The following is a 12,669-nucleotide window of genomic DNA, read 5'->3' on the forward strand; positions in this document are numbered from 1 at the left end:
GCATTTATGACAGCAGCCGGCCTGATCGAAGCCCGCGGCCTGACCCGCCGCGACCCAGTCTCCAGGCGGGTGCTGGTCGCACCGACCGATTTCAGCGTGACGCCGGGCATGCGCATTGCTGTTACGGGACCGTCCGGTTCGGGCAAGAGCGTGTTCCTGCGCGCGCTGGCGCTGCTCGATCCGCTCGACGGCGGCACGCTGCACTGGCGCGGCGCGGTCGTTGCGCGCGCATCGATCACGCGCTACCGGCGCAGCGTCGCCTATCTGCGGCAGCGGCCGGCCACCGCCGACGGCACCGTCGAGGACATCCTGCGCTATCCGTATTCGCTGGCCGTGTACCGCGACCTGCGCTTCGATCGCGACCGCGCCGTCGAACTCGCGCGGCAGGCGGGCCGCGCCGACGGCTTCCTCGACCAGGAGGCAAGCGAGCTGTCGGGCGGCGAGGCGCAGATCGCGGCCCTGCTGCGCGTGCTGCTGCTCGACCCCGAGGTGCTGCTGCTCGACGAGCCGACCTCGGCGCTCGACCCCGAATCGGCACGCGCGATCGAGGCGCTGGTTCAGGCATGGTTCGCCGCGGCGCCCGAGGCGCGCGCGTTGCTGTGGGTCTCGCACGATCCCGCCCAGGCGGCACGGATCGCGGCGCGCCACGTGACGATGCGCGCCGGCGTGCTCGGCGAAACGGCTGCCGATGCCGATGTCGATAGCGGCCCGGCGGCTTCGCCGCGCGAGGCAGGCAGCCGCGACGACCGCCACGGCGGGGTGGCCCGATGAGCCCGGTGCTGCAGGACCTGAGCCTCGGCGACGTCGCGCTCGCGGCCGCGCTGGTGGCCGTCAACGGCGCGCTGTCGTTCGCGCTCTCGCTCGGCCTCGGCCGCCAGCTCGCGATTGCGGCGGCGCGCACCGTGGTGCAGCTGCTCGCGATCGGCTACCTGCTCGGCTGGGTGTTCGGGCATCCGCGCTGGTACGTGGTGCTGCCGCTGATGGTCGTGATGACGCTGGTGGCGGGCTTCGCCGGCGCCGCGCGCGGCGAGCGCGGCTACCGCGGGCAGCGCATCGACAGCATCGTGTCGATCTGGATCGGCTCGTGGGCGGTGGGCGCGCTCGGGCTGTTCGTCGTGATCGGCATCCATCCCTGGTACGAGCCGCAATACACGATCCCGATCCTCGGCATGATCCTCGGCAACGCGCTGACGGGCGTGGGCCTTGGCGTCGAGCGCATGACGGGCGAACTGACCGCGCGCCGCGACCGCGTGGAAGCCGCGCTCGCGCTCGGCGCGACGCGCTGGGAGGCGGCGCAGGACGCCGCGCGCCAGGCGGTGCGCGCCGGCATGATGCCGACGCTGAACCAGATGGCCGTGGTGGGCGTGGTCAGCCTGCCGGGCATGATGACGGGCCAGGTGCTGGCCGGCCAGCCGCCGCTGCAGGCCGTGCGCTACCAGATCGTGATCATGTTCCTGATCGCCGCGGCGGCGGCGCTCGCCACCGTCGGCGCGGTGCTGCTGACCTACCGCCGGCTGTTCTCGGCCGAGCACCGCTTCCTCGCCGCGCGGCTCGTCGAGCGCAAGCGACGCAGAAAGGCGGCCTGAGCCGGGCCCGGGCTGACGGATTCAGGTGGACGCAGGCCGATCGGCTCGTGCGTCATCAGGTATCGTCACGCGCCCGCGCCGGGCACGGCCGGCCCGCCGGCGGCCAGCCGCGTGCGGCATCGACTCAGGGCTGGATCGAGATCGTGACGTGCGTGCCGTCGCGCAGCGCGAGCGTCTTCGCGCCGCCTTTGGTCGGAATCGACACGCGCCGCACCTCGCTGACGGTCACCGCCTTCGGGCACTGTAGCGTCCTGCCGCCCGCCGTGACCGGCGCGGTGCCGTCCGGCGCGCTGGCCTGGAAGCTGACCTGCACCGTCGCCACGCCCTTCGCGTCGACCGACGGCGCGAGCCGCACCTGGGTCTGGCGCACCATCGCGCCGTTCGCGTCGCGCGGCACCGAATCGGCGTCCGGGCAGCCGTCCGGCATCGCCACCGCGCCCGACGGCGGCACCGACTTCCAGTTGAAGTCGTCGGTCTCGCCCGAGCGGATCTTGCGCGTTTCCTGCGAGGCGCCGTAGCGCTTCGAATCGACCTTCACCGTGTACTGGAGCTGGCCGTCGTTGCCGCCGCTGGCGCTGGCCTTGATCGGCGGCGCCGCGAGCGCGGGGGCGCCGGCCAGGGCCGCCGCGAGCGCGGCGAGGCAGACGACGACGGACGGATTGCGCAGGCTCATGCTGTCCTCCTGATATCGTGGCGCCGCGGCGGGCGCCTGGTTTTATGGCAAGACCCGATGTACGCGCTATCCAGTCTAGTCGCTGGCGGCGGCCCCGGTGAGCGGGAACTGCCCGGTGTTGTCGCCGCGTCACGTCCGCCGGTCGTTCCGGTTCGCCGGCCTCACTGGCCCTGGCCTCGCTGCATTTCGCGCGCGGCGGCGCCGGGTCTCGGCATGGCATGCCCCGAACGACGACGGCCGCCGCGATCTCTCGCGGCAGCCGCCGTTGTTCGTCGTGTCGTGAGCCAGGGCACAGTGCGCCGGCCCGTTCCGGCGGGCGGGTCGCCCCGCCCCGGCCGGCACCGGCTCCGCACGCCGCGCGGCCGGCGCGTCAGAACCCGCTCAGCACCAGCTTGCCGATCGCGCGCCCGCCTTCGAGCAGGCGATGCGCCTCGCGCAGGTTCGCCGCGTTGATCGCGCCGAGGTTCTGGCCGACCGTGCCGCGCAGCGTGCCGGCATCCACCAGCCGCGCTACCTCGGTCAGCAGCTTGTGCTGCTCGATCATGTCCGGCGTGCCGAACATCGCGCGCGTGAACATGAACTCCCAGTGGAACGCGGCGCTCTTCGCCTTCAGCTGCTCGACGGGCACCGGCCGCGCGTTCTCGACGATCGTGCAGATCGCGCCCTGCGGCTTGATGATCTCGGCCGCGGCCGGGAAGTGGCGATCGGTGTCGTTGAACACCAGCACGTAATCGACCGATTCGAAGCCGGCGGCGCGGACCTGCGCGGGCAGGTCGCCGAAATGATCGACCACGTGGTCGGCGCCGAGCTCGCGCACCCATTGCGCCGATTCCGGGCGCGACGCGGTGGCGATCACCTTCAGTTGCCCGAGCTGCTTCGCGAGCTGGATGCCGATCGAGCCGACCCCGCCCGCGCCGCCGATCACGAGCACCGACTTGCCCGCGTCGCGGCCCTGCGGCGACACCTTGAGCCGGTCGAACAGCGCCTCCCAGGCGGTGATCGCCGTCAGCGGCAGCGCCGCCGCGGCCGCGAAATCGAGCGACGCGGGCTTGAGCGCCGCGATCCGCTCGTCCACCAGATGGAACTCGCTGTTGGCGCCGGCGCGCGTGATGCTGCCGGCGTAGTAGACCGGATCGCCGACGCGAAACAGCGTCACCTCCGGGCCGACCGCGGCCACCGTGCCGGCGGCATCCCAGCCCAGCACGCGCGGGCTGTCCTCGAGCTTGTCCTTCGGCGCGCGCACCTTGGTGTCGACCGGGTTCACCGAGATCGCCTCGACCTTGACGAGCAAGTCGCGGCCGGTGGGCACGGGCGTCGGCAGCTCGACGTCGAGCAGCGCCTCGGGATGGTCGATCGGCAGATAACGGGTCAGTCCTACGGCTTTCATGGTGGGGCTCCTTCGAGAGAGGGGAATCCGGGTTGACGATGGAAGCGATCGTAAGCCGTCCGATCCTGAAGAAAAACCGACATAATCCCGGAAACATCTTTTGGAATTTCCGGATAATGACTTCGCGCCCGCTCCCGGATGCCGCTCCGGCAATCTCACCCGCCTCGCCCGCCGCCTCGCCCGACAAGCCGCTCGACCTGCTCGACGTCGCGATGTTCGTGCGTGCCGCGCTGCTCGCGAACGTCTCGGCGGCCGGGCGCGAGTTCGGCGTCTCGGCCACGGTCGCGAGCGCGCGGCTCGCGCAGCTCGAGCGCCAGCTCGGCGCGCGGCTGCTGCACCGCACGACGCGGCGCGTGACGCCGACCCAGGACGGCGAGCTGTTCCTGCTGCGCGCGCAGGCGCTGCTCGAGGCGGCCGACGCGGCGCGCGCGGCGGTCGGGCATGCGCGCCGCGAGCCGCATGGGCGGCTGCGCGTGTCGATGTCGTCGTCGTTCGGGCGGCAGCACGTGGCGCCCGTGATCCCCGCGTTCCTGCGCCGCTACCCGCAGGTGTCGATCGACCTGCGGCTGTCCGACGAGATCGTCGACCTCGTCGACGACGGCATCGACGTCGCGATCCGGATCGGCGCGCTGCGCGACTCGTCGCTGGTGGCGCGCCGGCTCGCCGTGAACCGGCGCGTGGTGTGCGCCTCGCCCGCCTATCTGGCCGAGCACGGCGCGCCGCGCCATCCGGCCGATCTCGCGCGCCACGAGTGCGTGATCCTCGGCGAGCAGCGCGACTGGGCCTTCGAGACGCCGGCCGGCCCGCTCACGGTACGCGTGGGCGGCCGGCTGGTGGCCAGCAACGGCGAGGCGATCCGCGAGGCGCTGGTGGACGGCTTCGGCATCGCGATCAAGTCCACCTGGGACGTCGGGCCGAACCTGCGCGACGGCTCGCTGGTGCCGGTGCTGGCCGACTATCCGCTCGCCGAGCCGTCGGCGATCTGGGCCGTCTATCCGAGCCGCGCGTTCGTGCCGCTGAAGCTGCACGCGTTCATCGATTTCATCGCCGCGCACTTGGGCGACCCGCCCTACTGGGATCGCGTGGACGAGCACGCTCGCGCGCCGGCCGCCGCCCGCCGCGCCGATCCGGGCAAAGCCTGACGGCCGGCGCGCGCCGACCGGCTACAATAGCGGCCTCTTCCGGCGCGCCTGGCGCGCCGTTTTCGTCCCACGCGACATGTCATGACCACGAATCTCGTCATCCAGAGCCCCGCGCCGCTGTCCTCCACCCACCACAAGACGCTGCTGGCGCTCGCGCGCGGCACCCGCCTCGCCCCGGTCGACGCGCATGCGATCCGCATCGAGAACGCGCAGCCCGCGCAGCGGCCCGATATCTCCGTGTACTGCGGCGTACACGGGCTCGACGCGGCGTTCGTCGAGGCCGGCCGCAAGCTCGGCGATTTCGGCCTGCTCGCGATGGACATGGATTCGACGCTGATCACGATCGAGTGCATCGACGAGATCGCCGATTTCTGCGGACGCAAGGCCGAGGTGGCCGCCATCACCGAAGCCTCGATGCGCGGCGAGATCAAGGATTTCAGCGAGAGCCTGACGCGCCGCGTCGCGCTGCTGGCCGGGCTCGACGCGAGCGCGCTCGAAGCCGTCTACGCCGAGCGGCTGCGCCTGTCGCCGGGCGCCGAGACGATGCTGGCCGGCGCGCGCGCCGCGGGCCTGAAGACGCTGCTGGTGTCGGGCGGCTTCACGTTCTTCACCGAGCGGCTGCGCGAGCGGCTCGGCCTCGACTTCACCAACGCGAACCGGCTCGAGATCGTCGACGGCAAGCTGACCGGCAAGGTGATCGGCGAGATCGTCGATGCCGACGTGAAGGCGCGCACGCTGCGCGAGACCTGCGCGACGCTCGGCATCGAGCCGGCCCGCGCGATCGCGATGGGCGACGGCTCGAACGACCTGAAGATGATGGCCGCAGCCGGCTTCTCGGTCGCGTTCCGGGCCAAGCCGGTGGTGCGCGACGCCGCCAGCGTCGCGTTCGACCATGTCGGGCTAGACGGCCTGCTGCGGCTGTTCTGACGCACTCGCGCGTCGCCACGGCGTGCCATGCGGAAACGGCGTATCGGCCCGGGGCCCGGGGCCCGGGCCGATACGCCGTTTGTTCTGGCGAACGCGGTTGCGCCGCCGCGCCGGCCGCGCCCTCGATCAGACGCGTCGCCGCGGCGAAGCCTGCCGGCTCAAGCGAGCGCGCTGCCGAGCGCGCGCTCGATGTCGGCGCGCAGGTCCGCCTCTTCCTCCAGCCCGGCGTAGAAGCGCACCAGCGTGCCGCGATGCGGCCAGTTCGGCCGCATCGACGGCACGTCGTACGGCATCGCGAGACTGCGCGCGCCGCCCCAGCTCCAGCCGATCGCGAACAGCGCGAGCGCCTCGACGAAACGGTCGATCTGCTCGGGCCGGTAACGTGCGTCGAACACCACCGAGAACAGCCCGCCCGCGCCCGTGAAGTCGCGCACGAACGCCGCGTGCCCCGGACAGTCGGGCAGCTGCGGATGCAGCACGGCGGCGATCTCGGGCCGCGCCTTCAGCCACTTCGCGAGCCCGAGCGCCGAGCGGCTGTGCGCCTCGAAGCGCGCGCGCATGCTCGGCAGGCCGCGCAGCACGAGCGCGCAATCGTCGGCCGACACGCCGATGCCGATCCGCATCCGCGCGAGCTTGAGCTTCTCGTGCAGCGCGCGCTCGGCCGTGATGGTCGCGCCCATCAGCACGTCGCTGCCGCCCGACTGGTATTTCGTGAGCGCCTGCACCGAGATGTCGACGCCGTGTTCGAACGGCTGGAACGCGAGGCCCGCCGAGTAGGTGTTGTCGATCGCGGTGACCACGCCGCGCTCACGCGCCACGGCCGTGATCGCGGCGACGTCGGGCACTTCCATGGTGACCGAGCCGGGCGCCTCCAGCCACAGCAGCTTCGTTTCGGGGCGGATCAGCTCGGCGATGCCGGCGCCGACCAGCGGATCGTAGAAGCGCACCGAGATGCCGTAGTCGCGCGCGAGCCAGTTGCCGAGATCGGCGTTCGGGTTGTAGGCGTTGTGCGGGACCAGCACGTCGTCGCCCGTCTTCACGAAGCCGAAGTAGACGTTCATGATCGCCGCGAGGCCCGAGGGCTGCAGCAGCGCATGCGCGCCGCCCTCGATCACGGCGATCTGGCGCGCGAGTTCGAGCGAGGTCGGCGTGGCGTGCAGGCCGTAGCGCCAGCGGTCGTCCTCGCGCCAGTCGAGCGAGCGCATCGTCGCGAGATCGGGGAACACGATGGTCGACGCGCGCGTGACCGGCGTGACGAACGACGCGAAACCGGGCGGCAGTTCGGCTTCGGGCTGGACGATGCGGGTCTGGAGCGCGCGCTTCGGGGTGGTATCGGTCATGGCGGGATCGGTGAGCGAGATGAGTGGATCGGGAACGATGCGGGATCGAACGATCCGCACAGCGTAGCCCGAATCACGCGCCGTGACCCGATACAGTCGATCGCAGCGGCGCCGGATCGGCGGACCGCCGTCAAGAAAACGGCGGGCCGCCGGGACGCGGCGGCCCGCTGCGATCACGGGCGGCGAGACTCAATCCGAGGTGGTGAGGTTGCCGACACCGCCGACCGCGTGTCCGGCCGGTGCCGTCGCGCCCGGGTGCGGCGCCGGTGCCGGTGTCGGCGTCGTGGCCAGCTGCAGCACGACCGGCTGCGGGTCCGATTCGTCGGCGTTGGTGCGGTCCGCCGACAGCGCGCCCGAGGCATCGAGGCGGCCGGTCCAGAGGCCCGTGATGTTGGTGCCGTCGTTCGATTCCTCGAGTTCGAGCGTCTCGCCGTCGCGATCGCCGGCGAGCAGGATCACCTGGCCCGTGTCGCTGTAGCGGTATTCGCCGTGCAGGCCCGACTCGTTCGTCTTCGGTCCCAGATGCGCGACGATCGCGCGGCCGCCGAGCGTGCCCGTGTAGCGCGGCAGCTTTTCGAGCGCCGGGTCCGGCTTCAGCGGTCTGGCCGGCGCCGTGTCGTCGCGCTCCGGCGGCGCCGCGGCCGCGGCCGCGGCGGCTTCGGTGGTCGAGGCGCCCGCCGTGGCGGCGGCCGGCGGCGCATGCGGCTTCGCCACCGGCGGATTCTGCTGCGCCTGCAGCGTGCCGGCCGCGAGGGCCAGCGCGAGCGCCGTCGCGAGTAGGATGCGGATTCGGGTTCGGCTGGCTGCCACGTCGTGTCACTCCTTCGGTTGCGGGGCGGCTCAGGCCGGCCGCCCGGATGTCGTCAGATACGTTCGAACACGGCGGCGATGCCCTGCCCGCCGCCGATGCACATCGTCACCAGCGCGTAGCGGCCCGAGATCCGGTGCAGCTCGTAAAGCGCCTTGACGGTGATCAGCGCGCCCGTCGCGCCGATCGGATGGCCGAGCGAGATGCCCGAGCCGTTCGGATTCACTTTCGCCGGATCGAAGCCCAGTTCGTTCGCGACCGCGCAGGCCTGCGCCGCGAACGCCTCGTTCGCCTCGATCACGTCGAGCTCGGCCACGCCGATGCCGGCGCGCTCGAGCGCCTTCCGCGTGGCCGGCACCGGGCCGATGCCCATGTAGGCCGGATCGACGCCCGCGTGCGCGTAGGCCACCAGCCGCGCCAGCGGCTTCAGGCCGCGTGCCTCGGCCACGCGCCGCTCCATCAGCGTGACGGCGGCCGCCGCATCGTTGATGCCCGACGCGTTGCCGGCCGTCACCGTGCCGTTCTCCTTCGCGAACACCGGGCGCAGCCTCGCGAAATCCTCGGCCGCCGCGTCGTGGCGCACGTGCTCGTCGGTGTCGAACGTGACGGTGCCGCGCTTCGAGCCGATCTCGATCGGCAGGATCTGGGTCGTGAAGTAGCCGGCCTTCGTCGCGTGCGAGGCGCGGCGGTGCGATTCGAGCGCGAGCGCGTCCTGTGCCTCGCGCGTGATGCCGTACTTCGCCGCCACGTTCTCGGCCGTCACGCCCATGGGGATCGCCTGGAACGGATCGTTGAGCGCGCCGAGCAACATGTCGACCACCTTCGCGTCGCCCATGCGCTGCCCGAAGCGCGCCGCCGGCATCGAGTACGGCGCGCGGCTCATGCTTTCCGCGCCGCCCGCCACCGCGATCTCGGCGTCGCCGAGCAGCACGCTCTGCGCCGCCGAGACGATCGCCTGCAGACCCGAACCGCACAGCCGGTTCACCGTCAGCGCCGGCACGTGCTGCGAGACGCCGCCCTCGATCGCCGCCACGCGCGCCAGATACATGTCCTTCGGCTCGGTGTGGAGCACGTTGCCGAACACCACGTGCCCGACCTCGTCGCCCGCCGCGCCCGCACGCTCCAGCGCCTCGCGCAGCACGCGCGCGCCGAGCGCCGTCGGCGCGAAATCCTTCAGGCTGCCGCCGAACCCGCCGATCGCGGTACGGACCCCGCTGACCACCACCACTTCGCGTTGCATCGCGCCTCCCTGCCTCATTGTGTGTCGGATGACCCGCAGGGTAATACGGAAGCCGTCGACGGCAACCGAGGAATCCTTCGACCGGGCCGGGCCGCGGACCTTGCGCGGCCGCTGAGCCGGCGCCCGGCCGGCCGCCGGCTCAGCCGTCCAGCAAGGCGCGGACCGCCTGCGCGTCCGGAATCGGCGCGACCGCGCCGTAGCCGCGCGTCGAGAGCGCCGCCGCCGCGTTCGCGTAGCGCGCCGCCGCGAACGCGTCGTCGCCGGCCACCAGCCGCGCGATGAACGCGCCGCCGAAGCAGTCGCCCGCGCCGGTCGCGTCGAGCGCATCGACGACGAACGCGGGCACCAGCCGCCGCGCGTCGCGCGTGGCCACGTAGGCGCCTTCTTTACCGAGCTTCAGCGCGACCACCCCCGGGCCGCAGTCGAGCAGCGCGTCGACGATCGCGTCGCGCTCGTCGAGGCCCGTCAGCACCGTCACGTCGTCCCAGCTCGGCAGGCAGATGTCGGTGCGGCGCAGCGCCTCCAGCATCACCGCGCGGGCGCGCGCGAGCGGCCACAGCTTCAGGCGCAGGTTGGTGTCGAAGCTGACCTGCACGCCGTGCGCGCGCGCCTGATCGATCGCCGCGAACGCCGCGTCGCAGGCGCTCGCGCTGATCGCGAAACTGATGCCGGACAGATGAAGCACGCGCGCCGCGGCCAGCGCGTCGAGCGGCAGGTCGCCCGGCGCGTAGCGGCTCGCGGCCGAGCCGGCGCGCAGATAGTCGAACGCGTGGCCATGCTCGCCGTGCGAGACGAAATAGACGCCGGTGGGAGCCGCCGCGTCGACGCGGACCGTCGCCGTCTCCACCTGCTCGCGCCGCCACAGCTCGAGCAGCAGACGGCCGAAGTGGTCGCTGCCGACCGCCGAGACGAAGCCGGTGCGCGCGCCCTGGCGCGCCGCCGCGATGCAGAAGTTCGAGGTGTCGCCGCCGAAGCCTTGCAGATACTGCGGCGAGCCCGGCTGCGACTGGTTGAACTCGACCATCGCCTCGCCGAACGCGAGGATCTCGGGCCGCGCCGGCTGGCCCGGTGCCGGCATCGCCTGGGTCATGCCGCTTCGACCTCGCCCCACAGGTCGTGGCCGTCCGCGCCGGTGATCGCCACCGACACGAAATCGCCGACCTTGTAGCGCTTCGCGCCCTTCGCCGCCGGTTCCACGTAGACCACGCCGTCGATTTCCGGTGCGTCGGCCGCCGTGCGGCCGATCCCGCCCTCGGCGTTGACTTCGTCGATCAGCACCTTCAGCGTCTGGCCGATCTTGCGCTCGATGCGCGCCGCCGACACTTCCTCGGCCACTTCCATGAAGCGCGCGCGGCGCTCCTCGCGAACCTCGTCCGGCAGCGCGCCGTCGAGTTCGTTCGCCGTCGCGCCTTCCACCGGCGAGTAGGCGAAGCAGCCGACGCGATCGAGTTCCGCCTCGCGGATGAAGTCGAGCAGCGTGTCGAACTGCGCTTCCGTCTCGCCCGGGAAGCCCGCGATGAAGGTGCTGCGGATCGTCAGGTCCGGGCAGATCTCGCGCCATTTGCGCACGCGGTCCAGCACCTTTTCGGCGTTCGCCGGGCGGCGCATGCGCTTGAGCACTTCCGGGTCCGCGTGCTGGAACGGCACGTCCAGGTACGGCAGGACATGGCCGCGATAGGCGCCCTCGGCCATCAGCGGGATGATCTCGTCGACGTGCGGATACGGATAGACGTAGTGCAGGCGCACCCAGGCGCCGTACTGCGCGGCGAGTTCGCCGAGCGCCGCCACCAGTTCCGTCATGCGCGTCTTGAGCGGGCGGCCGTTCCAGAAGCCCGTGCGGTACTTCACGTCGACCCCGTAGGCGCTCGTGTCCTGCGAGATCACGAGCAGTTCCTTCACGCCCGACTTGAACAGGTTCTCGGCTTCCAGCATCACTTCCGCGACCGGGCGCGAGACCAGATCGCCGCGCATCGACGGGATGATGCAGAACGTGCAGCGGTGGTTGCAGCCTTCGGAAATCTTCAGGTACGCGTAGTGGCGCGGCGTGAGCTTGATGCCGGCGGCCGGCACCAGATCGACGAACGGATCGTGCGGCTTCGGCAGATGGCTGTGGACCGCCTGCATCACCTCGCCGAGCGCGTGCGGGCCGGTGACGGCCAGCACCTTCGGGTGGACTTCCTCGATCAGGCCCGCGCCGCTCGCGCTTTTCTTCGCGCCGAGGCAGCCGGTCACGATCACCTTGCCGTTCTCGGTCAGCGCCTCGCCGATCGCGTCGAGGCTTTCCTGGACGGCGTCGTCGATGAAGCCGCAGGTGTTGACGACGACGAGGTCGGCACCGTCGTAGGTGCCGGAGATCTCGTAGCCCTCGGCGCGCAGCTGGGTGATGATTTGTTCGGAATCGACTAAAGCCTTCGGGCAGCCAAGACTTACAAATCCTACTTTCGGGGTATGGGACATCGGAATCTTGTGGGGGGTGTGGCGGCAAAAGCGAGAGTTTACAGCGATTTAGGGTTCTGCGATTCAAAACAAACGGGCCGGAACAGCGTTGGCCGGCAACTCGAGCTCACCGCGCACCGGGCGGCGGAGCGAGGGCGGTTGATCGATGCGTCCCTTTCACTCGGGGATTCAAGCGGTCCGATGAAATCAGGCAAGTCACGGGCCGTGCTCACGTCCACGCGCTTGGCCCATGCATCGCGCAGAGAAACCTCACGCACGGCTGGTGCCGATACCGGTAGATGAAGCGCCTCGACCACTCAGGCGTAGCAGTTCGCGGATCAAGCTCCCGATGCATTCGGGCCACGGGCCCACTGCTCAGGCGACAGTTTCGGTTTTGCAGCCCTATGCCTTCCGCACTCCACCCTGAAGCAATCCATCCGCGTCTTGACGCGCGCGTCCGATTCGCCGGCCCGCTCCACGGCACTGACCAGACGACTACCAGCGCGCATCTCCTCGAATTCGGGTTCAGTTCCACGAAGCGCGCGCAATGCCCCAAAGCCGAGGCGGCGCCGGCCCCGGATCGGGCCCGCGCCGCGGACGACGCACGCGCCTTCGGCCGGAAGGCACGACCCCACGCCGGGCGGCCGGCCATCCCTCATCCAGGACACGCACGTGCCAGCCGCCGCGCAACGATGACCTTGCGGCGCGCTTGCACATCGGCACGGCAGCTCAGGCGGAAAGCTCCGTGTCGCCGTGCGGCCCGATCGCCCTCACCTCGTCGAGGCGGCCGCCGGCCGGTTCGTGCAACTCGCGATCCGGCTCGGGCCACTGCGCCACCCTGATGTCGTCCACACCGCCCTGGCCCGTCCGACGGACCGTTCCCATGTCGTCGATCTCCACCTCGTTGCCGCCGTCACGGGGACGCGTCGCGAAATCGGCCGGCTCGGCGCTGTCGTAGGGTTCCATCGTCATGCTCCTTTGCGGTTGGCGATGCCGGGACGGCTCGCGGTGGAAGAACGCAAGGCATGCGCAACCCGCGTGCCATGGGCATGGCGCACGCGTCGAGCGCGTCACGCGGCGGGCCTTCCATCCGGCCGTTCGATTCGAGACTTTCTTTCGCCGGCGTTTGC

The 12,669-nt window shown here is 71.3% G+C and carries 12 protein-coding genes; 4 read left to right on the plus strand and 8 right to left on the minus strand.

Going from position 1 to position 12,669, the window contains the following annotated elements:
- The first annotated feature begins 6 nt into the window (after positions 1 to 6).
- Positions 7 to 771, plus strand: a complete 765-nt coding sequence (locus BpN12_RS25410) for an ABC transporter ATP-binding protein (protein ID WP_246795006.1) — start codon at positions 7 to 9, stop codon at positions 769 to 771.
- The gene (locus BpN12_RS25415; RefSeq protein ID WP_246795007.1) at positions 768 to 1,586 is read left to right on the plus strand and encodes an ABC transporter permease; all 819 of its coding nucleotides are present in this window, start codon (positions 768 to 770) and stop codon (positions 1,584 to 1,586) included. Before BpN12_RS25410 ends, BpN12_RS25415 begins: the two co-directional genes overlap by 4 nt.
- A 124-nt stretch (positions 1,587 to 1,710) precedes the next feature.
- Here the strand turns inward: BpN12_RS25415 and BpN12_RS25420 are convergent, their stop codons facing one another.
- Together BpN12_RS25420 and BpN12_RS25425 are read right to left on the minus strand one after the other, a co-directional pair.
- Positions 1,711 to 2,259 carry a DUF6013 family protein gene (locus BpN12_RS25420; RefSeq protein WP_246795008.1) on the minus strand — a complete coding sequence of 183 codons (549 nt, stop codon included), beginning with the start codon at positions 2,257 to 2,259 and terminating at the stop codon, positions 1,711 to 1,713.
- A gap of 370 nt (positions 2,260 to 2,629) precedes the next feature.
- Positions 2,630 to 3,646, minus strand: coding sequence for a zinc-binding alcohol dehydrogenase family protein (locus BpN12_RS25425; RefSeq protein WP_246795009.1), 1,017 nt, complete (start codon positions 3,644 to 3,646; stop codon positions 2,630 to 2,632).
- 116 nt (positions 3,647 to 3,762) lie between these two features.
- On the opposite strand from BpN12_RS25425, the gene BpN12_RS25430 reads away from it, so the two are divergent.
- Both BpN12_RS25430 and serB read left to right on the plus strand, forming a co-directional pair.
- A complete protein-coding gene (locus BpN12_RS25430; protein ID WP_246795010.1) occupies positions 3,763 to 4,788 on the plus strand; it encodes a LysR family transcriptional regulator in 1,026 nt (341 codons plus the stop codon).
- A gap of 81 nt (positions 4,789 to 4,869) precedes the next feature.
- On the plus strand, positions 4,870 to 5,715 hold the full coding sequence (gene serB / locus BpN12_RS25435) for a phosphoserine phosphatase SerB (RefSeq protein WP_246795011.1): 846 nt from the start codon (positions 4,870 to 4,872) through the stop codon (positions 5,713 to 5,715).
- Positions 5,716 to 5,873: 158 nt separating this feature from the next.
- On the opposite strand, the gene BpN12_RS25440 is transcribed toward serB, so the two are convergent.
- From BpN12_RS25440 to BpN12_RS25465, 6 genes are all read right to left on the minus strand, one after another.
- Positions 5,874 to 7,055: a cystathionine beta-lyase gene (locus BpN12_RS25440; RefSeq protein WP_246795012.1), complete on the minus strand. Its 1,182-nt coding sequence runs from the start codon at positions 7,053 to 7,055 to the stop codon at positions 5,874 to 5,876.
- 189 nt (positions 7,056 to 7,244) lie between these two features.
- Positions 7,245 to 7,865 (minus strand): hypothetical protein, encoded by a 621-nt coding sequence (locus BpN12_RS25445; protein ID WP_425306325.1) that lies wholly within the window; start codon positions 7,863 to 7,865, stop codon positions 7,245 to 7,247.
- Between the two features lie 53 nt (positions 7,866 to 7,918).
- Positions 7,919 to 9,103: a beta-ketothiolase BktB gene (gene bktB / locus BpN12_RS25450; RefSeq protein WP_246795013.1), complete on the minus strand. Its 1,185-nt coding sequence runs from the start codon at positions 9,101 to 9,103 to the stop codon at positions 7,919 to 7,921.
- Between the two features lie 139 nt (positions 9,104 to 9,242).
- Positions 9,243 to 10,193 (minus strand): sugar kinase, encoded by a 951-nt coding sequence (locus BpN12_RS25455; protein WP_246795014.1) that lies wholly within the window; start codon positions 10,191 to 10,193, stop codon positions 9,243 to 9,245.
- Positions 10,190 to 11,560 carry a 30S ribosomal protein S12 methylthiotransferase RimO gene (rimO, locus tag BpN12_RS25460; RefSeq protein WP_246795015.1) on the minus strand — a complete coding sequence of 457 codons (1,371 nt, stop codon included), beginning with the start codon at positions 11,558 to 11,560 and terminating at the stop codon, positions 10,190 to 10,192. The genes BpN12_RS25455 and rimO overlap by 4 nt, the downstream gene beginning before the upstream one ends.
- Positions 11,561 to 12,268: 708 nt before the next feature.
- Positions 12,269 to 12,505: a hypothetical protein gene (locus tag BpN12_RS25465; protein ID WP_246795016.1), complete on the minus strand. Its 237-nt coding sequence runs from the start codon at positions 12,503 to 12,505 to the stop codon at positions 12,269 to 12,271.
- Positions 12,506 to 12,669 lie beyond the last annotated feature (164 nt).

It is taken from the genome of Burkholderia perseverans, from assembly GCF_022870505.1.
GTDB classification, from domain to species: Bacteria; Pseudomonadota; Gammaproteobacteria; order Burkholderiales; family Burkholderiaceae; genus Burkholderia; species Burkholderia plantarii.